This window comes from Sulfitobacter sp. 1A12779, from assembly GCF_043557315.1.
In the GTDB taxonomy this organism is placed as follows: Bacteria; Pseudomonadota; Alphaproteobacteria; order Rhodobacterales; family Rhodobacteraceae; genus Sulfitobacter; species Sulfitobacter faviae.
The window spans coordinates 309,730-332,066 of the sequence record NZ_JBIFFU010000002.1 but is presented as its reverse complement, the minus strand read 5'-3'; the positions used below and the strand labels follow the sequence as shown (position 1 = coordinate 332,066).

The 22,337-nt window shown below is 64.3% G+C and carries 21 protein-coding genes and 1 riboswitch; of the genes, 6 read left to right on the top strand and 15 right to left on the bottom strand.

Translation table 11 applies throughout. The features are described from left to right. Window positions 1-74: 74 nt before the first annotated feature. Window positions 75-1,925 (top strand): serine protease, encoded by a 1,851-nt coding sequence (locus ACGYLQ_RS04265; RefSeq protein WP_394440657.1) that lies wholly within the window; start codon window positions 75-77, stop codon window positions 1,923-1,925. A 66-nt stretch (window positions 1,926-1,991) separates the two neighbouring features. Here the strand turns inward: ACGYLQ_RS04265 and ACGYLQ_RS04260 are convergent, their stop codons facing one another. From ACGYLQ_RS04260 to ACGYLQ_RS04235, 6 genes are all read right to left on the bottom strand, one after another. After that, window positions 1,992-3,440 (bottom strand): TrkH family potassium uptake protein, encoded by a 1,449-nt coding sequence (locus tag ACGYLQ_RS04260; protein WP_394440655.1) that lies wholly within the window; start codon window positions 3,438-3,440, stop codon window positions 1,992-1,994. Window positions 3,441-3,521: 81 nt separating this feature from the next. Continuing rightward, window positions 3,522-3,770: a hypothetical protein gene (locus tag ACGYLQ_RS04255; RefSeq protein WP_067262845.1), complete on the bottom strand. Its 249-nt coding sequence runs from the start codon at window positions 3,768-3,770 to the stop codon at window positions 3,522-3,524. Between the two features lie 215 nt (window positions 3,771-3,985). Further along, window positions 3,986-5,077 carry a GTP cyclohydrolase FolE2 gene (gene folE2, locus ACGYLQ_RS04250; protein ID WP_271693344.1) on the bottom strand — a complete coding sequence of 364 codons (1,092 nt, stop codon included), beginning with the start codon at window positions 5,075-5,077 and terminating at the stop codon, window positions 3,986-3,988. Between the two features lie 77 nt (window positions 5,078-5,154). Further along, window positions 5,155-6,345 (bottom strand): O-succinylhomoserine sulfhydrylase, encoded by a 1,191-nt coding sequence (metZ, locus tag ACGYLQ_RS04245; RefSeq protein ID WP_394440653.1) that lies wholly within the window; start codon window positions 6,343-6,345, stop codon window positions 5,155-5,157. A 64-nt stretch (window positions 6,346-6,409) separates the two neighbouring features. Beyond that, window positions 6,410-6,486: riboswitch (SAM riboswitch) on the bottom strand. 62 nt (window positions 6,487-6,548) lie between these two features. Next, on the bottom strand, window positions 6,549-7,154 hold the full coding sequence (locus ACGYLQ_RS04240; RefSeq protein ID WP_394440651.1) for an inner membrane-spanning protein YciB: 606 nt from the start codon (window positions 7,152-7,154) through the stop codon (window positions 6,549-6,551). 10 nt (window positions 7,155-7,164) lie between these two features. After that, window positions 7,165-8,067, bottom strand: a complete 903-nt coding sequence (locus ACGYLQ_RS04235; protein WP_394440649.1) for a DMT family transporter — start codon at window positions 8,065-8,067, stop codon at window positions 7,165-7,167. 63 nt (window positions 8,068-8,130) lie between these two features. On the opposite strand from ACGYLQ_RS04235, the gene ACGYLQ_RS04230 reads away from it, so the two are divergent. After that, window positions 8,131-8,616 carry an MgtC/SapB family protein gene (locus ACGYLQ_RS04230; RefSeq protein ID WP_394440647.1) on the top strand — a complete coding sequence of 162 codons (486 nt, stop codon included), beginning with the start codon at window positions 8,131-8,133 and terminating at the stop codon, window positions 8,614-8,616. Between the two features lie 33 nt (window positions 8,617-8,649). Here ACGYLQ_RS04230 and ftsY read toward each other — a convergent pair whose 3' ends face one another. Together ftsY and ACGYLQ_RS04220 are read right to left on the bottom strand one after the other, a co-directional pair. Then, the gene (gene ftsY / locus ACGYLQ_RS04225; RefSeq protein WP_394440646.1) at window positions 8,650-10,008 is read right to left on the bottom strand and encodes a signal recognition particle-docking protein FtsY; all 1,359 of its coding nucleotides are present in this window, start codon (window positions 10,006-10,008) and stop codon (window positions 8,650-8,652) included. Between the two features lie 95 nt (window positions 10,009-10,103). Continuing rightward, window positions 10,104-11,816, bottom strand: coding sequence for an NAD(P)H-dependent oxidoreductase subunit E (locus ACGYLQ_RS04220; RefSeq protein ID WP_394440644.1), 1,713 nt, complete (start codon window positions 11,814-11,816; stop codon window positions 10,104-10,106). Between the two features lie 160 nt (window positions 11,817-11,976). Here ACGYLQ_RS04220 and ACGYLQ_RS04215 point away from each other — a divergent pair, with 160 nt between their 5' ends. Next, the gene (locus ACGYLQ_RS04215) at window positions 11,977-12,978 is read left to right on the top strand and encodes an alkane 1-monooxygenase (protein ID WP_394440642.1); all 1,002 of its coding nucleotides are present in this window, start codon (window positions 11,977-11,979) and stop codon (window positions 12,976-12,978) included. Between the two features lie 41 nt (window positions 12,979-13,019). Continuing rightward, entirely contained in the window at window positions 13,020-13,409 is a 390-nt protein-coding gene (locus ACGYLQ_RS04210) for a hypothetical protein (RefSeq protein ID WP_394440641.1), read from the top strand. 6 nt (window positions 13,410-13,415) lie between these two features. Here the strand turns inward: ACGYLQ_RS04210 and xseA are convergent, their stop codons facing one another. Beyond that, a complete protein-coding gene (gene xseA / locus ACGYLQ_RS04205; protein WP_394440639.1) occupies window positions 13,416-14,978 on the bottom strand; it encodes an exodeoxyribonuclease VII large subunit in 1,563 nt (520 codons plus the stop codon). Between the two features lie 70 nt (window positions 14,979-15,048). Here xseA and purD point away from each other — a divergent pair, with 70 nt between their 5' ends. Next, on the top strand, window positions 15,049-16,314 hold the full coding sequence (gene purD / locus ACGYLQ_RS04200; protein ID WP_394440637.1) for a phosphoribosylamine--glycine ligase: 1,266 nt from the start codon (window positions 15,049-15,051) through the stop codon (window positions 16,312-16,314). A 34-nt stretch (window positions 16,315-16,348) separates the two neighbouring features. On the opposite strand, the gene ACGYLQ_RS04195 is transcribed toward purD, so the two are convergent. Together ACGYLQ_RS04195 and ACGYLQ_RS04190 are read right to left on the bottom strand one after the other, a co-directional pair. Continuing rightward, entirely contained in the window at window positions 16,349-17,044 is a 696-nt protein-coding gene (locus ACGYLQ_RS04195) for an FG-GAP repeat domain-containing protein (protein ID WP_394440635.1), read from the bottom strand. Continuing rightward, window positions 17,044-17,367 (bottom strand): 2Fe-2S iron-sulfur cluster-binding protein, encoded by a 324-nt coding sequence (locus ACGYLQ_RS04190; protein WP_067266186.1) that lies wholly within the window; start codon window positions 17,365-17,367, stop codon window positions 17,044-17,046. The genes ACGYLQ_RS04195 and ACGYLQ_RS04190 overlap by 1 nt, the downstream gene beginning before the upstream one ends. Before the next feature lie 164 nt (window positions 17,368-17,531). Between ACGYLQ_RS04190 and ACGYLQ_RS04185 the strand changes: the two genes are divergently transcribed. Continuing rightward, window positions 17,532-18,083, top strand: a complete 552-nt coding sequence (locus ACGYLQ_RS04185; RefSeq protein ID WP_394440633.1) for a peptidoglycan-binding protein — start codon at window positions 17,532-17,534, stop codon at window positions 18,081-18,083. A 53-nt stretch (window positions 18,084-18,136) separates the two neighbouring features. Here the strand turns inward: ACGYLQ_RS04185 and ACGYLQ_RS04180 are convergent, their stop codons facing one another. From ACGYLQ_RS04180 to hflK, 4 genes are all read right to left on the bottom strand, one after another. Beyond that, complete coding sequence (locus tag ACGYLQ_RS04180) at window positions 18,137-19,570, bottom strand: Do family serine endopeptidase (RefSeq protein WP_394440891.1); 1,434 nt, start codon at window positions 19,568-19,570, stop codon at window positions 18,137-18,139. Window positions 19,571-19,811: 241 nt separating this feature from the next. Beyond that, window positions 19,812-20,006 carry a DUF2065 family protein gene (locus ACGYLQ_RS04175; RefSeq protein WP_394440631.1) on the bottom strand — a complete coding sequence of 65 codons (195 nt, stop codon included), beginning with the start codon at window positions 20,004-20,006 and terminating at the stop codon, window positions 19,812-19,814. After that, window positions 20,003-21,070 (bottom strand): protease modulator HflC, encoded by a 1,068-nt coding sequence (gene hflC, locus ACGYLQ_RS04170; protein ID WP_394440629.1) that lies wholly within the window; start codon window positions 21,068-21,070, stop codon window positions 20,003-20,005. Before hflC ends, ACGYLQ_RS04175 begins: the two co-directional genes overlap by 4 nt. Beyond that, a complete protein-coding gene (hflK, locus tag ACGYLQ_RS04165; protein ID WP_394440627.1) occupies window positions 21,070-22,284 on the bottom strand; it encodes an FtsH protease activity modulator HflK in 1,215 nt (404 codons plus the stop codon). The genes hflC and hflK overlap by 1 nt, the downstream gene beginning before the upstream one ends. Between the last annotated feature and the right edge of the window lie 53 nt (window positions 22,285-22,337).

Here is a 22,337-nt window from a genome sequence, read left to right as displayed (position 1 = left end):
CCCTTTTGCATGGCATTCGCGCCGCTTTCCGGCGTAATCTGGCTCGGATTTGGTTTTGCGAGAGTTGAGTGACGATGAAGCGAATTCTACGTGCCCCCGTGGCGATCTTCTTGGCCCTGAGCCTGACCTGGGCGGGCCTTGCGCGGGCGCAATCGGCAGAGGATGTCGTTTGGGTTCAGATCGAGGCGCAGCCGTCCTTGGCCGAAGCCATGGACCGGGCGCGCGCCTATGAGACCCTGTTGGATGACGTGAATGGCTTTGCCTTGGGCGGCGGCTGGTACGGCATCGCCGTGGGCCCCTACCGGCGCGAGGATGCGGAACTGGTGCTGCGCAGCTATGTGCGCGACGGTCTGGTGCCGCGCGACAGCTTCATCCAGCAATCCAGCCGGTTCCAGCAGCAATTCTGGCCCGTGGGCGACAACGTTCTGGAAACCGGCGTGATCGACGCACCCGTGGGCGTGGATGGCAATGCGCCAGAGGAAGCCGCCGCAGGCAGCAGCACCCCCGATGTCACGACCACCCCGCTTGACCCCGCAGGGACGGAGGGTGAAACCGAAGCCGCAGAGGCCGAGACCGCAGCGGCCCCCACCCCGCCCGAACCGGATGAAACCCCGGCAGAGGCGCGCCGCTCGGAACGCGCCCTTTCGGCGCAGGAGCGCAAAGACCTGCAAATCGCCCTGCAATGGGCGGGTTTTTACGATGCCGCGATTGACGGTGCCTTTGGCCGTGGCACCCGTGCCTCCATGCGCGCGTGGCAAGGGGCCAACAGCTATGAGCAGACCGGCGTGCTGACCACCCGCCAGCGCGCCGCGCTGATGGGCCAGTATAACGCCGTGCTCGACGGGCTGGGTTTGCAACTGGTGCGCGACGAAAAGGCCGGGATCGAAATCATGATGCCCACCGCCGAAGTCGACTTCGCTCGCTACGAGCCGCCCTTTGCCCATTACGACAGCAGCGGCAACATCGGCGCGCGGGTCTTGTTGATCAGCCAGCCGGGCAATCAAGATACGCTCTATGGCCTTTATGACATCATGCAAACGCTTGAGATCGTCCCCTTGGATGGCCCGCGCGAGCGCAAGCGCAATTCCTTTGAGCTGATCGGCGAGAACGGCAGCATCATCAGCCAGACGCAGGTCTCGTTGGAGAACGGTCAGATCAAGGGCTTCACCCTGATCTGGCCCGCCGGGGACGAAGACCGCCGCCGCCGCGTGGTGGCCGAGATGTCGAAAAGCCTCACGCGTCTGGCCGGCGTGCTCGATGCTGCCGCAGGCAACAGCGACGCGCAGGCGATCGATCTGGTCGCCGGTCTGCAAATCCGCCAGCCCAAGATCGCCCGCAGCGGCTTTTTCATCGATGGCAATGGCGCAGTGGTCACCACCAGCGAAGTCGTGGCCTCTTGCGGGCGGGTGACGCTGGACGCCGATACCGATGCCACGGTAGTCGCCACCGATGAGGCGCGCGGCCTTGCGCTGCTCAAGCCCGAAAGCCGCCTCGCCCCGCTTGCCGTGGCCGAGTTCAGCAACGCGGCCCCGCGCCTGCAATCGGAAATCTCCGTCGCGGGCTACTCCTACGAAGGCGTGCTGAGCGCCGCGACACTGACCTTTGGCGCGCTGTCGGACCTCAAGGGGCTGAACGGAGATGAGACCCTCAAGCGCCTCTCGGTCAAGGCCCAGCCTGGCGATGCCGGGGGTCCGGTCTTTGATGAGAATGGCCACGTCGTGGGCATGTTGCTGCCCCAGACGGATGCCGACCGCAAACTGCCCGAAGACGTGAGCTTTGCCCTCAATGGCGATGTGATCCTCAAGGCAGCGCAGGAGGCCGGGCTGGGCAGCAAACAGGCGCAGGGGGCCACAGGCCCGATCGCGCCGCGCGACCTGACCCTGCGCGCGCAGGGGATGACCGTCTTGGTCAGCTGCTGGGAATAACGCGGGGGGCTCAGCCCCAAGCGACAAAGACAAAGGGCGGTGCCATCGGCGCCGCCCTTTCGCGTTTCAAGCGCGCCAGAACTTGGCGGTGAACATGACGTAGACCGCCATCAGCTCCAGCCGCCCGATCCACATGGCGATGATCAATATCCACTTCGCCGTGTCATTAAGACTGCTGAAATTCCCTGCCGGGCCGATGATCTCTCCCAACCCCGGGCCGATGTTCGCCAGCGCCGCCGCCGCCCCCGAGACGGAGGTCACAAAATCCAACCCCGTCAGGCTCAGCGCGACCGAGATCAGGCCAAGCGATACGACGAAGAACATGAAGAAGGACATCACCGAGCTTAGCACGTCCGCCCCCACCGGGCGGCCATCGTAGCGCGGGGTAAAGACACCGTGGGGCGAACGGATCCGCCGCAACTGCGCGCGGATCGACGCAAAGAGCAGTTGATAGCGGAAGATCTTGATCGAACAGGTGGTCGAGCCCGCGCAGCCGCCGATCAGGCCGATGAAAAAGAACAGCGCCACGGCAAAGCTGCCCCATTGCATATAGTCCGCCGAGGCATAGCCGGTGCCAGAGATGATCGAAGTGATGTTGAACAGCGCTTCGCGCAAGACCCGCTCGGATTCATAGGTCGTGCCGCTGCGCAGAACGAAAAAGACGATCACCACCAGAAAGGTCATCGTCATGAAAAAGCCGCGCACCTGCGGGTCGCGGTGCAGGGCCACGGGGTTGCCGTTGATCAGCTGCACATAGCGTACGAAGGGCAGCGCGGAGAGGATCATGAAGATCACGGCGACATATTCGGCGGGGCCGGAAAAGGTGCTGAAGGAGGCGTCGTAGTTGGAAAACCCACCCGTCGAGACCGTTGTCAGCGCATGCACCGTCGCGTCAAAGGTAGACATTCCAAGGGCCAGATAGCTCAGCATGCAGGCCAGCGTGAGCCAGAGGTAGATCACCGAGATCTGCGTTGCGATCTGCCCCGCGCGGGGCAGGATTTTCCCGAAAGTGTCAAAGGATTCGGATTTGAAGATCTGCATACCACCGACCCGCAGTTCAGGCAGGAAGACCATGGCGACAACGACGATACCAATGCCGCCCAGCCATTGCAGAATACCGCGCCAGATCAGCAGACCTTTGGGTAGGTCTTCCAACCCGGTCAGCACCGTGGCCCCGGTGGTCGTCAGCCCCGACATCGCCTCGAACATCGCGTCGGTCACGCTGGCCTCGGTCGCGCCCAGCACGAAAGGCAAAGCCCCGAACAGCGGCAGCATCAGCCAGACGCCGGTGGTCAGCATGAATGTCTGTTGAATGGTGAGCCCTTCGCGGACTCCATTGGCGCTGGCGAGGGCGATCATACCGCCACCCAGCGTCGTGATCAGCGCGCTTTCGACGAAGACCCACCATTGGCCCCGGCCTTCGGCCAGATCGACCAAGATCGGGACGATCATGGCAAGGCCGAGCACGGCCACCAAAAGGCCCACGACATATCCGACAGGTCGTATATCCAACATGCGCGCAGCGTTGGCTTGGCCGCTCGTCGCTGTCAAGCCGAGACGGGACCGGGGCGCGATTTGGCCCCGGTCCGTGTCGTCTTAGATGTAGTAGAGGTCTTTGAAAACGTGGTGAACGATGTCGTCACGCTTGATGCCCATGGCGGCCAGTTCTTCGTCGCTTTTCGCTTGCAGGCCTTGGACCTGCTCAAAACGGCGTTGGGCGGTGGAGCCCATCATGATGCCATGGCCGATCCCCGCGAAAAAGCGGCGCAGACCGGCGCCGGCGCGCCGCAGCCCTTCGAGGGGAGAGACGGAGTGGGCGGGGTGAGCAGTGCTCTGGTAGGTCATCTGATTGCCTTTGCAATTTCCAGTATTTCGATGACCGTTAGATAGGCAATGCTGCGCCGCAGCAGAACCGACGTTTTCGCATAGCCGCTGGTCGGGACTTGCAGGGCTGACAGGGCGACATTCGCAAATTGTGCGCTAAGACAGGCGAAATGCCCCGCAAAGGGGTGCGGCGCGGGCTGCGAACAACCAATGCGCGATTGCCGCGCCGTGCGGGGTCAGCCGACGTGAAAGAGCGTGTTGAAAAGCTTGGGGTCGATGCTCTGCGCGGCAAAGGTCTCACCTTGGGTCAGCACGCTGATCGCATCGTGGCTGTGCAGGCTTTCCTGATGGCTGGCGACGATGCGGAAATCGCCCACCCGACCATCGGCCAAAAGCTGTTCGCAAAACAGCCGCGCGGCATCCTCGACAAAGATCGGATTGGCGGCGTTAAGCTCGGCGAACGCCTGTTCGTCTTCGCGTTTGACCATGACCTGCGTCTCGGTCGGCACGGCGCGGCGGCAAATCTCGATCAGGTCTTCGAACCACAGGCAATCGCCCTCGTCCCGTGTCTCGACCGATATCCGCGCGACGGAGCGCTGCGAATGCGGCGTCGCCAATTGCCCGCGGGTCTGGCGCGCGTGTTCGCTCAGTTCCAGCGAACAGGGGCAGGTGCTGGAATAGACATAGTCGAGATGCACGATCTTCTTGCGCTCTCCGTTCTGTTCGACCAACTCCAGCGCGATGTCGTAATACTGATATCCCGTGAGGCCCGAGCGTAGGCTGCCGATTTTCATCGGGAAGGAAAAGCGCATCTGAATTCGCGCGTCCAAGCTCTCAAGATCGGCTTTGTAATCATCCAGCGCCGCTTCGATCACCTCGAAGCTAAAGGTCGCTTCGGCATGGCGGTAAAAGCTGCGCATGATGCGAGACATGTTGATGCCCTTCTTCTCCGCATCGAGCGAGACCGTGCCGGTGACCGAGGTCTCAAGCCGCAGATCCCCGCCCTCGCGGCTGCGGTAACGTATCGGCAGGCGAAAGTTCGAGATGCCGACATGCTGGATCAACTGCTGCGCGCCGCGGATCAGGCTGGAAGGGCCGTTTTGCAGATCCGGCAGGCTGGCGCGGTAGTTGTCGCCCGCGGTGAAATCTTCGGGATAGGCGCGGCTAAGGGCGGGATATTCAGCGGGGGCCAGCATCCGCGCCATGGCCGGGTCCAGCGCCGCAATCTCGGCCGGGGTGGCCGTTTCGGCCCAAGCGCGCAGCGTGGCGAGCGCGGATTGCGCCGCCTCACGGTCCGGTGTCTCGGACATCTCAGTCACGATGTTCATTGCGCGGCCCTCCGGTCTGTCGCTTTCAATGTATGATGCGCGGGGCCAAAATGCCACCGCGCCCGCGACACATCAGGTCAGGCTTGCGCCGCCGCATCCAAGGCTTGCAGCAGATCGGCCTTGAGATCGCCGCTATATTCCAGCCCCACGCTGATCCGCACCAGCCCCGGGGTGATGCCCAAAAGGTCTTTGGTGTCCTGCGGCAGACGCTGGTGGGTGGTGGTGGCCGGATGGGTGACGATGGTCTTGGCGTCGCCAAGGTTGTTTGAGATCACCCCCACCTGCAACGCATTCAGGAAAGCGAAAGCCGCCGCCTTGCCGCCCTTGAGGTCGATTGACAGCACCGTGCCCCCTGCCCCCATCTGGCGCATCGCCAGTGCGTTCTGCGCATGGCCCGCAAGGCCCGGGTAAAGCACCCGCGCCAGTGCCGCGTGACCGTCCAGCGCCTCGGCCAATTCCTGTGCGCTGGCCGCCTGCGCCCGCACCCGCAGGTCGATGGTCTCCAACCCTTTGAGCATGATCCAAGCCGTGAAGGGGCTCATCGAGCCGCCGGTGTGTTTCATGTAAGGCTCAAGCGTGCCACGGATGAAATCGCGGCTGCCCAGCACCACACCGCCAAGCGCACGGCCTTGCCCGTCGATATGTTTGGTCGCGGAATAGACCACCACATCCGCGCCCTGCGAAAACGCGCGCGAGAAGACCGGCGTGGCAAAGACATTGTCGACCACAACCAGCGCGCCCTTGGCATGGGCAAGCTTGGCCACGGCTTCGATGTCGATCACTTCAAGCGTGGGGTTGGCCACGGATTCAAAGAAAACCGCGCGGGTGTCCTCGCGGATTGCGTCCTCCCAAGCGGAGAGGTCGCTGCCGTCGACGAAAGTAACCTCCACCCCGTAGCGGCCAAGGATCTCTTCCAGCACATAGATACAAGACCCGAATAGCGCCCGGGCCGAGACGACATGATCGCCCGCCTTCAGCATCGAGATCAGCGCGCCCGAGACCGCCGCCATGCCGCTGGCGGTGGCAAAGGCATCTTCGGCCCCTTCCAAAGTGGCGATGCGGTCCTCGAACATGGCGACCGTGGGGTTGCCGTAGCGGGCATAGATGAACTCATCCGGGCCGATCTCTTCGAAACGCGCCTCGGCCTGTTCGGCGCTGTCATAGACAAAACCTTGGGTCAGGTAGATCGCTTCGCTCACCTCGCCATATTGGCTGCGGCGGGTGCCTGCGTGGATCGCTTGGGTGCGCGCGTGACGGTCGTTGCTCATCAATCTCATCCTTCCGGCCCGACCTCGCGGGCATAAAAAAACCCCAGACGCGGCCAAGCGAAAGGGGTCTTTCATCCTGACCTTTTAGCGGCATGTTTAACGTGGCCCACAATCCGGTAACAAATCGCCACGCGGGGTGGATTACGCCGCGCGACGCTACAGGTCAACAGTTTCGCGCGGGGCCTTTGTTAAATTTGAGCGGATCAGCCTTGGTCTTTCTTGTCGCCGTAGGCTTCGAACAGCTTGCCCTGCGCCATGAAGAAAACGAAAATCGCCGCCGTCAGACCGAAGGTTTTGAAGTAGACCCAAGTATCGGTCGAAAAGAACCGCCAGATCACCTCATTCGCCAGCGCCAGACCAAAGAAGAAATACATCAGCCGTTTGGTCAGCAGCATCCAGCCCTCATCGCGCAGGGGCATCATCTCTTCCATGACGTATTTCAGATAGGATTGCCCGCGCAGCAGGCCGACGGCCAAAAGGCCGCCGAAAAGCACATAGATCAGCGTCGGCTTCATCTTGAAGAAGCGGTCGTCGTTCAGCCAGACCGACAACCCGCCAAAGATCACCACCAGCACCACGGTGGCGGCCTGCATCCGGCTGAGCTTGCCAGTCAGCGCCCAAAGCGCGCCGGTCGAGAGTACCAGCAGCGGCACAAACATCGCGGTGACGACGATAAAGCCGTCATACTCCGTCCCGCCGAAAGTGTAGGTGTTATCCTTGAGCCACAGATAGGCCACGAGGAAGGCCAAGACCGGCCCGTATTCCAAGCCTGCCCGCAGCATTGGGTTGATCTCTCTTGGTTCTGACATGCCTGTTCCTTCAGCCGCCCATTTCAACAATCACCGCCCCGGCTGCGATCAGCGCCATCAGCGCGATGCGGCGCGGGCCGACGGTTTCTTTCAGCACCAGCACCCCGATCAGCGCGGCAAAGACGGTCGAGGTCTCGCGCAGCACCGCCGCCTCGCCCACCTTGTCGAGCCGCGTGGCCAGCATGACCGACCCAAAGCTCGCAAAAGCGATGATCCCGCCGATAAAGCCGCGCAGCATCAGCGGCGCCACCTCGGGCGGGTTCTCCATCGCGTGCCAGCGCCGCCATGCGATCACCGGCATCACCAACCCGTCGATCATGAAAAACCATGCAAGGAAGGTGAAGGGATCCGCCGTGGCGCGGATGCCGTATGCGTCATATGTGGTGTAAAGCGCCACGAACAAGCCCGTCAGCACCGCCAGCCCGAGCGCCGCGTGCAGCGTATCGCGCGCGGCGACCAGATTGCGCAGGTTATAAAGAGCAAGGCCGAAGATACCGCTTAGCAGCACCGCCACGCCAAGCCATTGCACCGCATTGAACCGCTCACCAAAGATCAGATATGCGCCGACCACGGCAAAGAGCGGCCCCGTGCCGCGCACCACCGGGTAGACCACCGTATAGGCGCCCTTGGTATAGGCCCATGCCTGCAACAGCTTGTAGATCACATGGATCACGAAAGCCCCGAGGAAGATCACCCACATATGCGGTTCGGGCCAAGGCACGACGAAGAGCGCAAAGGGGGCCGCCATCACGCCATAAGAGACATCGATCGCCCCGCGCGTGAGCCACGGATCATGCCGCCCCTTTTGCAGCGCGCCGAAAACCGCGTGTAGGAATGCTGCGGAAAGCGCCAGCCACAGGGCCGCGGTATGGCCCGCGGGGGTACCTTCGATCGACGGGATCCAATCGGTCATCCCGGAACCACCACCGCGGCGAGAGGTTTATACTTCAAAGCCTTTATAACCAACGGAAATTCCATGTTTGAAAGCCTGATCGCGGATCTCACCAACAGTTTTTCGAAAGTGCCGGTTACCGTGGCCGCGGCGCGGCTGCTGATGGCCGCCTTTCTGGCGGGTGTCGTCGGGTATGAGCGCGAACGGCGCGACAAGCCTGCGGGGCTGCGGACCCATATCATGGTGGCCATCGCCGCCTGTCTCTTCATCATCATCGGGCAAGAGCTCGGCAGTCTGGAGTTTGGCGATGGCGACCAGATGCGCTTCGATCCATTGCGCCTCATTGAGGCGGTGACCGCAGGTGTCGCATTCCTCGCGGCGGGGATCATTTTTACCTCGAACGGCGAGGTGCGCAACATCACCACCGGCGCGTCGATGTGGCTGGCCGGGGCCATCGGCCTGTCCTGCGGCGCGGGGCAAATACTGCTGGCCTGTCTGACCGCAGGGGTCGTGGTGCTGGTTCTCACCGTTCTGCGCTGGATCGAACGAAAGCTTGGCACCCATGACTGAACAGGGCCGCCACTTTCGGCGGCCAGTGTACCCTCAGCCATCCGTGCCCACCAAGGCGGCGGCGAATTCATCCGGGTCAAAGGGCGACAGATCGTCAATCTGCTCGCCCACGCCCACGGCATGAATGGGCAGGCCAAAGCGATCCGCCAGCGCCACCAGCACGCCACCCTTGGCGGTGCCGTCAAGCTTGGTCATCACCAGACCGCTGACATCGGAGATCTCCTGAAAGACTTTCACCTGATTGACCGCGTTCTGCCCTGTCGTCGCATCCAGCACCAATAGGGTGTTATGCGGCGCACTCTCATCCTTCTTGCGGATGACGCGGACGATCTTGGCCAATTCCTCCATCAGGTCGCCCCGGTTTTGCAAACGGCCTGCCGTGTCGATCAGCAGCAGATCGGCCCCCTCTTCCTGCGCGCGGCCCATGGCATCAAAGGCAAGGCTCGCCGGGTCGCTGCCCTCGGGCGCGGTCAGCACGGGCACGCCTGCGCGTTCGCCCCAGACCTGCAATTGCTCGACCGCCGCGGCGCGGAAGGTGTCGCCTGCGGCGATCACGACCTTCTTGCCCGCAGCACGGAATTGCGAAGCCAATTTGCCAATGGTCGTGGTCTTGCCCGAGCCGTTCACACCGACCACCAGCACCACTTGCGGGGTCTTGGCATAGAGCGGCAGGGGCCGAGCCACGGGCTCCATGATGCGGCTAACTTCGCTGGCGAGCAGTTGCTTGATCTCCGCCACGGAGAGCTTTTTACCAAAGCGCCCTTCGGCCATGTTGGCGGTGACCCGCAGCGCCGTGTCGACGCCCATGTCGGCGCTGATCAGCAGCTCTTCGAGCTGTTCAAGCATCTCGTCATCCAGCGTCCGACGCACCACCGGCTGCGCGGCACCGCGCCCCATGAGACGGCCCAAAAGGCCCGGTTTGGCGGCGGCGGCCTCGGCTGGGGTTTCGTCCAGCGCCGGGGCGACGGGGGTCATCGCTTGGCGCAGGTCGGTCGCCGCGGGAACCTCCTCCGGGGTCGGGGCGGGCTCAGGATCAGCGGCGGGGGGTTCCTGCACGGGTGTGGGGTCCGGCTGGGGCTCAGACGGTTCGGGCTGCGGTTCAGGAGCAGGCTGCGGCTCGGGTTCTGGGAGCGTCTCAGGCTCGGGTTCCGGGGCGGGTTCAGGCGCGGGGGTCGGCTCTTCCGCCTCCCGCTCTGCCGCCAACTTCGGGCCGCTGTCCTCCTGCCTATCGGGCATCACATCAGAGGCCGCGCCGGGCTGGTCCATCACCGCATCCACGGGGGCCGCTTCGGCCTCCGCCTCTCCGCCATCGCTGACGATTGCCTCCAACCCCTCGTCGAGTTTGGACGAGGATTTGAACAAGCGGTCCTTGAGCTTCGTGAAGAAGGCCATTGGCGTCTCCCATGCAGTTTGGTCTTGATCTATAGGCTTGCCCGCGCAGATGGAAGGGCGCCCGGGCAGATCAAGCCCGCCGGGAGGGGGCGGGGTCAGATTTCATCGGGGAAATGCTGCATCACCAGCCGGATCGGGTTCGGCGCCGCCTGCCCCAGCCCGCAGATCGAGGCATCGACCATGGCGGTCGACAACGCCTCTAGCAGGTCTTGGTCCCAGCGGTTCTCCTGCATCAGCTTCACCGCCTTTTCACAGCCGACCCGGCAGGGCGTGCATTGGCCACAGCTTTCATCCTCGAAAAACCGCAACATGTTGAGGGCGGCGGCCCGCGCGCTGTCGTGTTCCGACAGGACAACCACCGCCGCCGAGCCGATGAAAGACCCATGCGGCTGCAACGTGTCAAAGTCCAGCGGCAGATCCGCCATCGACGCGGGCAACAGCCCCGAGGACGGCCCACCCGGTTGATAGGCTTTGAACAGATGGCCCTCTGCCATGCCCCCCGCCGCTGCGATGATATCGGTGATGGTCGAGCCTGCGGGCAGCAGATACATCCCCGGGCGCGCCACACGGCCCGAAACGGAATAGCTCCGCAGCCCCTTGCGGCCATTCTTTTCAACCCCGTTCAACACCTGCGGCCCCTCGCGGCAAATGCGGGCGATCCAATGCAGGGTCTCCACGTTATGCACCAAGGTCGGGCGGCCAAAGACACCGACCTGCGCCACATAGGGCGGGCGGTGGCGCGGCAAGCCACGCTTGCCTTCGATGCTTTCGATCATGGCGCTTTCCTCGCCGCAGATATAGGCCCCCGCCCCGCGGCGCAGATCGACATAGCCGGGCGCGATGAGGCCCGCACCTTCCAGAGCGGCAATCTCGCGGCGCAGGATCTCCAGCACCGCCGGGTATTCGTCGCGCATGTAGAGAAAGACCTTCTCCGCTTCCACCGCCCAAGCGGCGATCAACATGCCTTCGAGGAAGAGATGCGGCCTGCGTTCAAGATACCAGCGATCCTTGAAGGTGCCCGGCTCGCCCTCATCGCCATTCACCGCCAGATAGCGCAGGCCGGGGTTGCCGCGCACGAAGCCCCATTTCTTGCCCGAGGGGAAACCCGCCCCGCCAAGACCGCGCAGCCCGGCCTCTAACAATTGCTCCTGCACCGCCTCCCAATCGCCCCCCTGACGCAGGTTCAACAGCGCGTCGTAACCCCCTGATGCCGCGTAGGTTTCGTAAATCTCATAGTCAGGCAGGCGGGCATGGGTATCTCCGGCGCCAATGGCCGCGAGGACTTTCTCGGGCGTCGCGTGGTCGATATGGTTATGCCCCAGTTCCAGCACCGGCGCCGTGTCGCAGCGCCCCATGCAGGGCGCGCGCAGGACGCGCACTTCGGTCGGGTCCAGCCCCTCTTCCAACGCAGTTTTCAAGGCCTGCGCCCCGGCCAGCTCGCAAGACAGCGAATCGCAGACACGGATGGTCAGCGCGGGCGGCGGGGTCTCGCCCTCTTTCACCACGTCGAAATGGGCGTAGAAACTGGCGACCTCATATACCTCGGCCATCGACAGGCGCATCTCTTCGGCCAAGGCGCGCAGATGCGCGGCCGACAGGTGGCCAAAGCGGTCTTGGATCAAATGCAGAAACTCGATCAGCTGATCGCGGGCACGCGTGCGGTCGCCCAGCAGCGCGCGGACCTCCGCCCAAGCCGTATCCTGCAACTGCCGCCCCTTGGGATGATGCCGCCCCTTGCCCTTGCCGGATTTCCAAACGCCCTTTCGCGGCTCCCCCGCCGCTGCCTTGCCGTGATCGTCCAGCGCCATGTCTCTCCCCCCGCCTTGCTTTCCGCCTTGGTAACAAATCCAAAGCCCTAGGCGCGATCAAAAAGCGACAATCGCGCGGGTGTTTGCGTTGTGCGCGGCCCCTGCGGCGGGCAGAATACGGGGGCCGAGCCGATTGGTGCGGGGTCGCAGGGGAAAACGCATGCTGTGGTATGTGATCGCAAGTATGACACCGGCGGTGCTGATCGCCGCCGCCGCCCTCTGGGGCGGGGTCTGGCCCATGCTAGCGCTTTTGTCGATCACAGTGCATGTGGCCTTCATGGACCGGTTGGGCCGCGCGCTGCGCCTTTCCGATAGCTCAGGCCGCGCCCTGACGCTGACCTTGGCCGCCGCGCATTTCCTGCTGCTGCCGCTCGGGGTCTGGGCGATTGGCGCAGCCCCGCATCTTGAGGGGCAGGACCGTGCCCTGATCTTTGCCGCCCTTGGCCTGTTTCTGGGCCAGATCAGCAATTCCAACGCCCATGAGTTGATCCACGCCAGCCGCCGCCTGCCCCGGCGGATCGGCACGGCGATCTATATCTCGCTGCTGCACGGGCATCACGTCTCGGCCCATCTGCGGGTGCATCATCCCGCCGCCGCCACCCCGGCTGATCCCAACTCCGCCCCCAAGGGCATGGGGTTCTGGCGGTTTCTGCTGAGCGCAAGCTGGGGGGAGTTTCGCGCGGGGTGGCAGGCCGACAGCGCGCAGCGCGCGCGCAAGACGGGGGCGCAGGGGCTGCACCCTTACACGCTCTACCTCACTGGCGCGGCGCTGGCGCTGCTCACGGCGCTGCTGCTGGGTGGGGTCGCCGGGCTGCTCGCCTATGTCGGGCTGGCGGCCTATGCGCAGATGCAACTGCTGCTGTCGGACTATGTGCAGCACTATGGGCTACGGCGAGAGCAGCGCCCCGATGGCCGGTTCGAGCCGATGGGCCCGCAGCACAGTTGGAACGCGCCGAAATGGTACTCCGCCGCGATGATGCTAAACGCCCCGCGCCATTCGGACCACCACATGCGCCCCGCCCGCGCTTTTCCGGCGCTGGAAGTGACGCCAGAGATGCCAAAACTGCCCTTTTCCCTGCCCGTGATGGCGGTGATCGCCCTTGTCCCCCCGCTTTGGCGGCGCGTGATGGACCGCCGCGTGGCCCGGTGGGGTCGGCGCTGACCCCACTGGCGCGGCGCACGGGCTTCTGGCAGGCTGGTGGCATGAGACATGCCTTCGCCCTGATCTGCGCCTTCCTTCCGCTGCCTGCCTTGGCCGAGATGTCGGCGGCGGAGTTCGAAGCCTATACGGAAGGCAAGACGCTCTATTTCGGCCAGTCCGGCGCGCCCTATGGGGCGGAAATCTATCACGAGAACCGGCGCGTGCAGTGGTCCTTTCTAGACGGCCATTGCAAAGAGGGGCGCTGGTATGAGGCCGATGGGCTGATCTGCTTTGTCTATGAAGACGACCCCGCCCCGCAATGCTGGAGCTTTACCGAAAGCCCGACCGGGCTGGTCGCGCGGTTCGAGAATGACCCGACCGAGACCGCGCTCTATGAGGCGCGGGAAATGACCGAGCCGCTGCTGTGCCTTGGGCCGCAGGTCGGGGTTTAGGCCAGTTCAGCCCTCGCCTTTGACCGGCAGCCGACCGTCGGCGAATTCGATCTCCAGATGCGCAGCCTTCTTGGCAGCCTCCGCACTGGTCACCACGTCACCGTCGCCCCGCACCACGGCGAACCCACGGGCCAGCGTTTCGCGGTAGCCGAGCGTGCCAAGCGTGCGGCCCATCGCGTCGATCTGGCGGCGGCGGCGGTCCTGATCGGCGCGGCCCGCGCGCGCCAGCCGGGCCAGCACCTCTTTCAACCGTTGGTCTTGGCGCGACAGGTCTCGGCGCAAAACCTCGGGGCGGAAGGTTTGCGTGCGGTCCAAAAGCCGCTCCCGGCGGCGGAGGATCTGACGGTGCAGCACCTCGGGGTGGAACCGGTCAATCCGCGCGGCCAGCCGCTCGCGCTGGCCGGCCAGATTGCGCTGCCACGCAGGGTCAAGCCGGGCCGACAACTGCGCCAGACGTTGGCGATCCGCCTCCAACTGGCGGCGCAGGGTGCCGGGGCGCAGAGCGCCAGACATATCGGCCAGCTTGACGCGGCGGCCTTGGACGCCTGCGATCAGCGCAGGGGCCAGTTTCTCCCCCCCGCGATCAAGACGCTGGCGCGGCCCCTCCAGCAGCGTGTCGGCCCGGGGCAAGGCCCGCGCCAGATCCCGCATCCGCTGACTGCGACGGGTCAACCCTTGGCTCAGCGCCTGACGCATCCTTGCACCCTGCCCCTCCAGCCATGCCGCCAGCTCATGCCGCACCGGCACCGCCAATTCCGCCGCCGCTGTCGGCGTGGGCGCGCGCTTGTCCGAGACGAAGTCGATCAGCGTCGTGTCCGTCTCATGCCCCACGGCGGAGATCAGCGGAATGTCCGAGGCTGCCGCCGCGCGGGCGACGCTTTCCTCGTTAAAGCCCCAAAGGTCTTCGACCGAGCCACCGCCACGGGCCACGATGATCAACTCGGGCCGAGGCAACGCGCCACCGGGGGTGAGCCGGTTGAACCCTTGGATGGCGCGCACCACCTCGGGCGCGCATTTCGCGCCCTGAACGGCGACCGGCCAGACCAACACCTTTCGCGGGAACCGGTCGCGCAGCCGGTGCAGAATGTCACGGATCACCGCCCCCGAGGGCGAGGTCACAACGCCGATGATCTCAGGCAGATAGGGCAGCGGGCGTTTGCGTTCGGGGGCAAACAGCCCCTCCGCCGACAGCGCTGCCTTGCGTTTCTCCAACAGCGCCATCAGCGCGCCCATGCCCGCCGGTTTGATATCCTCAATGACGATTTGGTATTTCGACTGCCCGCCAAAGGTGGTGATGCGCCCGGTGGCGATGACTTCCATCCCCTCTTCGGGCTGGGTCTCAAGCCGCGCGGTCACGCCTTTCCAGATCACGCCCGAGATGACCGAGCGGTCATCCTTGAGGTCAAGATAGACATGCCCCGAGCGCGGGCGGCTGACGCGGCCCACTTCACCGCGAATCCGGACATGGCCGAACTCCCCCTCGATCACCCGTTTGATCGCGCCTGAAAGCTCGGTCACCGTGAATTCGGGGCTGTTGCCACCGGGGGCGGGGTCGTCGAACAGATCCATCTGGGCACCTTGTGTCTGTGGGCCCCCCAGCTTAGAACGCGGAGCAACGAAGTCCAAGGGAGTGCGCGGCATGAATATCCTGATCCTCGGCAGCGGTGGCCGCGAACATTCACTTGCTTGGGCGGTCATGCAGAACCCCAAATGCGACAAGCTGATCGTGGCACCGGGCAACGCGGGCATCGCCGCCATCGCGCAATGCGCAAAGCTCGACATCATGGATGGCGCGGCGGTTGTGGCCTTTTGCGAGGGCAATAACATCGATTTCGTCATCATCGGCCCCGAAGCGCCCCTCGCCGCGGGTGTGGGCGACGATCTGCGCGCGGCGGGTTTCGATGTCTTTGGCCCCTCCAAAGCAGCGGCGGCACTGGAAGCCTCCAAAGCCTTCACCAAGGAAATCTGCGACGCCTGCAATGCACCCACGGCGGGCTATGGCCATTTCACCGATGCCGCCAGCGCCCGCGCCTATGTCGAAAAGCAAGGCGCGCCCATCGTGATCAAGGCCGACGGTCTGGCGGCAGGCAAGGGTGTGATCATCGCCATGAGTGACGCCGAAGCCCTCGCCGCCGTGGATGAGATGTTTGACGGCGCCTTTGGCGAGGCAGGCGCCGAAGTGGTGATCGAAGAGTTCATGGAAGGCGAAGAGGCGTCTTTCTTCGTGCTCTGCGACGGGGAAACGGTGCTGCCCATCGGCACGGCCCAAGATCACAAGCGCGTCGGCGAAGGCGACAGCGGCCCCAACACCGGCGGCATGGGCGCCTATTCCCCCGCCCCGGTGCTGAGCGACGAGATCGCCGAACGCGCGCTGGATCAGATCATCCGCCCCTGTATGGCCGAGATGGCCAAGCGCGGAATGCCCTATCAGGGCGTGCTTTACGCTGGCCTGATGATCAAGGACGGCCAGCCGCGGCTGGTGGAATACAACGTGCGTTTCGGCGACCCGGAGTGCCAAGTGCTGATGATGCGCCTCGGCGCGCAGGCTTTCGACCTGATGCAGGCCTGCGCCAAGGGCACGCTGGCCGATATGCATGTGACCTGGGCCGAAGATCACGCGCTGACCGTTGTGATGGCCGCCAAAGGCTACCCCGGTGACTATGAAAAGGGCAGTGAGATCAAGGGCCTCTCCGCCCTGCCAGAGGATAGCGCGAATATGGTGTTCCACGCGGGCACCAAGGCGCAGGACGGGGCGATCTTGGCCAATGGTGGGCGGGTGCTGAATGTCACCGCACGCGGCGCCACGCTGGCCGAGGCGCAAGAGCGTGCCTATGCGATGGTCGATGGGATCGATTGGCCCGAAGGGTTCTGCCGCCGCGACATCGGCTGGCGCGCGCTGAGCTGAAGGATGGCGGCTCTACCAGAGCCGCAGCCGCCCCTCATTCACAGACCAGCGCCTTGGCAAAGCTCTCGGCCCCCGCGAAGGGGCCGATATCGCGGCGTGCAAGCTGCCCGCCTGTCAGGCGCACCCCCACCACACGTTCCCAATCGGCATCCGCCAGCACCATCTCCGGCCCTGCACCGCAATTGCGCAGACCGCCTGAGATATGCCGCTCTCCGATGCGGTGATTGGTCAGCCCCGTCATCTGTGCAATTTCGCTGAGCCGCCCATCGGCAAAGCGCCAGACCCGCAGCACCCGCGCCAGATGGGGCCGGTCGACATAGGCGATCTCGACAGCGCCATCGCCATCCAGATCGGTGGCACCTATGGGGGCGAGCCATCGGTTGCTTTGGCCGATATGCGGGGTCTCGGTGATCTTGCCCTCGGGGCCGTAGATCGCCAGCGCCGCGCCACGATTCACGTCGGTCTCGATCACCAGAACCTCGGGCGCGCCATCGCCGGTCACATCCACGAGCCGGGGGGCGATATCTTCGAAAACATGGTCGCGGGGCAGATGGAAGCGCCGCGCACCGCCGTCTGTCAGAGAGACCTGCAAGCCGCCCCATTCCAGCGCGTCGCCAAGAATGCCATGGGCGTAGCGCCCGGTGGGCGCGATGTAATGCGCGGCGGTAATCGTCTCCGCCGCCGCATCTGTTGCGATCAGCGCCAGCAGTGCCGCGCCGATCGCCCGCATCAGATTTGCTTTTCCGGCATCTGCACGCGCAGACCGTCCAGCGCATCGGTGACCTTGATCTGGCAGGTCAGACGCGAGCGCGCGGGATCAGGCTCGAAGGCGAAGTCGAGCATGTCTTCTTCCATATCGTCCATCGGCGGCAGTTTCTCGGCCCAAGCCGGATCGACATAGACATGGCAGGTGGAGCAGGCGCAGGCCCCGCCACAGTCGGCTTCGATGCCGGGAATGTTATTGTCCCGCGCGCCTTCCATGACGGTGAGACCATTGGCCACCTCGACCACATGTTCGGTGCCGGAGTGTTCGACATAGGTGATTTTGGCCATGATGATGCCCTTTCGTCCTAAAAGTTCGGCCTTGTTTAACGGGCTATGGCAGCCGGTTCCAGCCCCCTTTTCGCAAGGTCACGGCGCGCCCGACATTGCGGTGGGCAAGGCCCACGCATCCCGCTAGTCTGCCCGCGAACAACAGGCGAGCCCGAGACACCGGCATGACACAGCCCCTCCCCCCCAGAACCGCGCGGCGCTGCGCCGCTTTGCTGCTGACCGTCGCGGCCTTGGCGGGTTGCGAGACGGCGGCACCGGCCACCCCCCGCCCTGAGCCGGGGGTGCTAGAGGCCACCCGCAACGGCCCCGCAGGCGCGCCGGAGGGAAGCTGCTGGGGCCGCACGGTCAGCCCTGCGGTGATCGAGACGGTGACCGAACAGGTCGAAGCAACCCCGGCCAAGATGAACCCCGATGGCAGCATCGCCAAACCGCCCGTCTACAAGACAGAGACACGGCAAGAGATCGTGCGCGCACGGGTCGACAATTGGTTTGAAACCCCCTGCCCCGATGTGCTGACGCCCGAGTTCAACAGCAGCCTGCAACGGGCGCTAGAGGCGCACGGGTTCTACGCGGGACCGATCACCGGTGAGATGGACAGGGCAACTCGGACAGCCGTCCGCCGCTATCAAGCCCAAAAGGGGCCGAATAGCGAGGTCTTGTCGCTGACCACCGCCCGGGCGCTCGGGCTGGTCGCGGTGCCCCGGCAAGGCGGATGACTGCCAACGAAAAAGGGCGCCCGCAGGCGCCCTTTCCGAACCGTTCCGGCAGATCACTCCGCCAATGACAGCGCCACGAAGCGCGGGTCGCCACCCCGGCGCACCAGCAGCAGTAGAGAGCGGCGGCCCGCCTCTTTCGCCGCGGCGATCCGGGCTTCGAGATCAGCAATGCTCGACACCTGCTCCTGCCCCGCTTCGGTGATGATATCGCCCATGCGCAGGCCCTTCTCGAAGGCCTCCGATGTTTGATCCACATCCGTCACGGCAAGGCCGGTCATATCGTCATCGGCCCCGAGTTCCGCGCGCAGGTCGTCTGTCAGCGGCATCAAGGTCAGGCCCATCAGCATGGTCGACTGCGGCTCGGCCTCGGCCCCCTCATCGGCGTTGTCATCCATACCGGCAGGGACCGCGCCGTCGGCCTCTTCGCGGCGGCCAAGTACGACCTTGATGGTTTGGGTCTTGCCGTCACGCAGCACGGTCACGCGCACCGTCGCGCCCACGGGGCTGTTGCCCACCTGACGGACAAGACCACGGGTATCGACCACTTCGACACCGTCGAAGGATTTGATCACGTCGCCGGTTTTGAGCCCCGCCTCACGCGCAGGCCCCTCGGGCACATCGGTGATCAGGGCGCCGACGGCTTTCTTGAGGCCCATGGCGTCGGCCACGTCATCGGTCACGTCTTGAATGCGCACGCCCAGCCAGCCGCGGCGGGTCTCGCCGTATTCCTGCAATTGGTCGATCACGCGGGTGACCACATTCGACGCCATCGAAAAGCCGATGCCGATGGAGCCGCCATTGGGCGACAGGATCGCGGTGTTCACGCCGATCACCTCGCCATCCATATTGAACAGCGGCCCGCCGGAATTGCCGCGGTTGATCGCGGCGTCGGTCTGAATGTAATCGTCATAGGTGCCCGACAGCGCCCGGTTGCGGGCCGACACGATGCCCGCCGAGACCGAAAAGCCCTGCCCAAGCGGGTTGCCCATGGCAATCACCCAGTCCCCCACCCGCGCGGCGTTGCTGTCACCGAAAGAGACGAAGGGCAGCGGTGCATCCGCTTCGACCTTCAAAAGCGCGATGTCGGTCTTGGGGTCGGTGCCGATGACCTCGGCGACCAATTCCTCGCCTGAGAAGAATTCGATGGTGATCTCATCCGCGCTTTCGATGACGTGGTTATTGGTCACCACATAGCCGTCTTCGGAAATCACGAAACCCGAGCCAAGGGCCGAGGAACGGCGGGGCCGGTTGCCCTCACCATTGTTGCGGTCCTGAAACTCGCGAAAGAAGTCTTCGAAGGGCGAACCTTCGGGCACGATGCCCTGCGGCCCGGTGCGGCCCTCAACCGTGGTGGAGGTGGTGATATTGACCACCGAAGGGCTGATCTTCTCGGCCAGCGGGGCGAGGCTTTCGGGTTTGGCCAGCGCCATGCTGGCTTGCAGGATCAGGAGGGTCAGCGCCATCACCCCCATTGCCATCGCTCGCATCCATTGGGTGTGTTGTGCTGTTGTGGACAGGGAAACCGCCTTGGCCTGCATTCATCGTCTCCTGATTGTTCCTGTTGTTGCCAACGTGGGCAGAGTGCATTCCGAAAGGACGCGCTGCAACAGCAAAGATGGGGCCGATCACGGGCATTTCAACGGGTGGGAGTGTGACGATTTGCGACCCCGGCCTGCGAGGTCGTGGGCAAAACGGACGCCGATTCACCCCCCCCCCCCCCGCGCGGCGTCACAACCCCAGTTGAAAGGCGAGCCAGACCAAGATCAACCCGGCCACCACCGCCAGCGCGCCAAGCTGGCCCAGCGCGGCCTCTGGGATGCGGCGGAGCATTTCGAGCATCTGTTCCAAAAACGAAGGGGCCAGTGCGTACACCAGCCACTCGAAAATCAGAACCGACCCTAGAGCCAGTAGAACCAGCGTCATTCTTCCAGCGCCGCTGGCAGGTCTGTGTCAGCCTCCGGTGCGGCGGGGGCTGGCGTGGCGGGGGCCGCGGGGGCGGCCTCCTCCTGCGTATCCTCTGCCGCGGCGGCGTTATCTGCCTCCGGCGCTGGCTCAGCCGCGGGCGCATCGGCGGCGGGGCTCTGCGGCGGTGCAACCGCATCGACCGAGGTCGTGGCGCTGCGATCCGACCGCAGGTAGTTAAAGAACTCACTATCCGGCGACATCACCATGGTGGAGTTCTGCCCCTGCAACGCCTGCTCATAGGCACTAAGCGAGCGGTAGAATTCAAAGAATTCTTGATCCTTGCCATAGGCCTGCGCGAAGATGTTGTTCCGCTGAGCGTCCGCCTCACCTTCGATGATCCGCGCGTCACGACGGGCCTCCGAGAGGATCTCTTCGTAGGTACGATCGGCAAGGGCGATGACACGCTGCGCGGCTTCGCGGCCACGGGCGCGTTCGTCGGTCGCTTCACGCTCACGCTCGGCGATCATCCGTTGCAGGGTCGCGTCAAAGTTCTGCTCGGGCAGGTTTGTCTGACGCAGACGCACATCCACCACCTTGAGGCCAAGCGCCTGCGCGCGGGCATCGGCGCGGACACGGATCTGCTCCATCAGGTCGGCCCGTTCGGGCGACAGGATGGTGTTTGATGTCACGCCCTGCGAGCCAAGCACGGCACGGATTTGGCTTTCCATGATGCCGCCCATCTCGCTTTCGGCCTGACGTTCACCGCCCGCACCCAAAGCTTGCCGGTACTGCACCATATCGTCGATGCGGTAGAGCACGAAGGCGTCGATCTCAAGACGCCGGTCATCGGCGGGGGTGACTTCGATCACCGGGGTTTCCAGCGACAGAATGCGGTCTTCGTAGCGCACGACCTCATCCAAAAGCGGGACTTTGAACCCGATGCCCGGCTCGTTGCGGACCTGTTTGATCTGGCCAAAACGCAGCACCAGCGCTTTTTCACGCTCGTCCACCACAAAGACAGCCGACAGGATGCCCACGATGGCGATCACCACGATGGGGATGATAAGACTTGTTTTCCGCATCAGTTCAACCCTCCGCCGCGCCGCAATTCATTGAGTGGCAGATAGGGAACGACGCCCTGCCCACCTTGGCCGCTGCCGTTTTCGAGGATGACCTTATCCACGTCGCCCAGCACCTTTTCCATGGTCTCAAGATACAGACGTTTGCGCGTCACATCCGGCGCGCTGCGGTATTCTTCCAAGACGGCTTCAAAGCGGCTGGCCTCACCCACCGCGTCGTTCACGACGCGGGCGCGGTAGCCTTCGGCGGCTTCCAGAAGCTGCGCGGATTCACCGCGCGCCTCGGCAGTGCGCCGGTTGGCATAGGCGTCGGCCTGACGCTCCACCCGGTCACGCTCCTGCTCGGCGGCTTGCACGTCGCGGAAAGCATCGACGACAGACTGCGTGGTGGTGTTACCATTGGCATCGGTGACCTGCACGGTCTGGCTGGGCGGGTCGACTTTGTTCACGTTGACACGCAGCACGTTGATGCCGGTGTTGCGGTTGTCGAGGGTGTTTTGGATCAGCTCCTTCACCCGATCCGCCACCGCGCCACGATCCCGGTTGAGGATCGGCGCCAGTTCGGATTGCGCGATGACTTCACGCATGGCGGATTCCGAGATCGCCCGAACCGAAGCTTCGGGATCGCGCAGCGAAAATTTGAAGTCGCGCGCGTTCTTGATGTTCCAGACCACTTGGAAGTCGATGTCGACGATGTTCTCGTCCGTGGTCAGCATCAAGCCTTCGTTGCCGCCGCCGCCGCGCCGCACGCCCAACTCCTCGGTGCGGTTGGTGGTGACGTCGAATACCTCTGCCGTGACCAGCGGCCATGGGGCAAAGTTCAGACCCTCGGTGCCGATGCCGGAAAATTCACCCAAGAACAGTTCGATCGACTGCTGTTCGGGCCGCACGGTGTAGAAGCTGGCAAAGCCCCAAAGCGCCACACCAGCCAAAAACGCGATGCCAAGGGTTGAACGTGTCACGCCCGGCCCACCAGAGCCGCGACCGCCGCCGCCGGTGCCATTGCCCCGGTCGTTGCCACGCCCCCCCATCAAGACGCGCAGCTGCTCTTGCCCCTTGCGCACCAGATCGTCGATCTCGGGCATCTGCGGGCGGTCACCGCCCTGCCCGCGTGGACCCTGCGGCCCGTCGTTGCGACCCCCGTTGCCCCGGTCTCCGCCGTTGCCCCGGTTGCCGCCTCCGCCGCCCCCCCAGGGGCCTTGCGAATTTCCTGCCATTGATATGTTCCCCTCTGGGCCGCCCATGCGGCCTATCGTTCCAAAAATTGTAC

What these genes read in the sequence shown, in the direction of transcription:
- ftsY (WP_394440646.1), bottom strand. Translation starts at nt 10,008, where the DNA reads ATGGCCTTCTTCACGAAGCTCAAGGACCGCTTGTTCAAATCCTCGTCC.
- ACGYLQ_RS04180 (WP_394440891.1), bottom strand. Translation starts at nt 19,570, where the DNA reads ATGCGAGCGATGGCAATGGGGGTGATGGCGCTGACCCTCCTGATCCTG.
- ACGYLQ_RS04240 (WP_394440651.1), bottom strand. Translation starts at nt 7,154, where the DNA reads ATGTCAGAACCAAGAGAGATCAACCCAATGCTGCGGGCAGGCTTGGAA.
- ACGYLQ_RS04185 (WP_394440633.1), top strand. Translation starts at nt 17,532, where the DNA reads ATGACACAGCCCCTCCCCCCCAGAACCGCGCGGCGCTGCGCCGCTTTG.
- ACGYLQ_RS04175 (WP_394440631.1), bottom strand. Translation starts at nt 20,006, where the DNA reads ATGACGCTGGTTCTACTGGCTCTAGGGTCGGTTCTGATTTTCGAGTGG.
- purD (WP_394440637.1), top strand. Translation starts at nt 15,049, where the DNA reads ATGAATATCCTGATCCTCGGCAGCGGTGGCCGCGAACATTCACTTGCT.
- xseA (WP_394440639.1), bottom strand. Translation starts at nt 14,978, where the DNA reads ATGGATCTGTTCGACGACCCCGCCCCCGGTGGCAACAGCCCCGAATTC.
- ACGYLQ_RS04210 (WP_394440641.1), top strand. Translation starts at nt 13,020, where the DNA reads ATGAGACATGCCTTCGCCCTGATCTGCGCCTTCCTTCCGCTGCCTGCC.
- ACGYLQ_RS04255 (WP_067262845.1), bottom strand. Translation starts at nt 3,770, where the DNA reads ATGACCTACCAGAGCACTGCTCACCCCGCCCACTCCGTCTCTCCCCTC.
- hflC (WP_394440629.1), bottom strand. Translation starts at nt 21,070, where the DNA reads ATGCGGAAAACAAGTCTTATCATCCCCATCGTGGTGATCGCCATCGTG.
- hflK (WP_394440627.1), bottom strand. Translation starts at nt 22,284, where the DNA reads ATGGCAGGAAATTCGCAAGGCCCCTGGGGGGGCGGCGGAGGCGGCAAC.
- ACGYLQ_RS04195 (WP_394440635.1), bottom strand. Translation starts at nt 17,044, where the DNA reads ATGCGGGCGATCGGCGCGGCACTGCTGGCGCTGATCGCAACAGATGCG.
- ACGYLQ_RS04260 (WP_394440655.1), bottom strand. Translation starts at nt 3,440, where the DNA reads ATGTTGGATATACGACCTGTCGGATATGTCGTGGGCCTTTTGGTGGCC.
- ACGYLQ_RS04230 (WP_394440647.1), top strand. Translation starts at nt 8,131, where the DNA reads ATGTTTGAAAGCCTGATCGCGGATCTCACCAACAGTTTTTCGAAAGTG.
- metZ (WP_394440653.1), bottom strand. Translation starts at nt 6,345, where the DNA reads ATGAGCAACGACCGTCACGCGCGCACCCAAGCGATCCACGCAGGCACC.
- folE2 (WP_271693344.1), bottom strand. Translation starts at nt 5,077, where the DNA reads ATGAACATCGTGACTGAGATGTCCGAGACACCGGACCGTGAGGCGGCG.
- ACGYLQ_RS04215 (WP_394440642.1), top strand. Translation starts at nt 11,977, where the DNA reads ATGCTGTGGTATGTGATCGCAAGTATGACACCGGCGGTGCTGATCGCC.
- ACGYLQ_RS04235 (WP_394440649.1), bottom strand. Translation starts at nt 8,067, where the DNA reads ATGACCGATTGGATCCCGTCGATCGAAGGTACCCCCGCGGGCCATACC.
- ACGYLQ_RS04265 (WP_394440657.1), top strand. Translation starts at nt 75, where the DNA reads ATGAAGCGAATTCTACGTGCCCCCGTGGCGATCTTCTTGGCCCTGAGC.
- ACGYLQ_RS04220 (WP_394440644.1), bottom strand. Translation starts at nt 11,816, where the DNA reads ATGGCGCTGGACGATCACGGCAAGGCAGCGGCGGGGGAGCCGCGAAAG.
- ACGYLQ_RS04190 (WP_067266186.1), bottom strand. Translation starts at nt 17,367, where the DNA reads ATGGCCAAAATCACCTATGTCGAACACTCCGGCACCGAACATGTGGTC.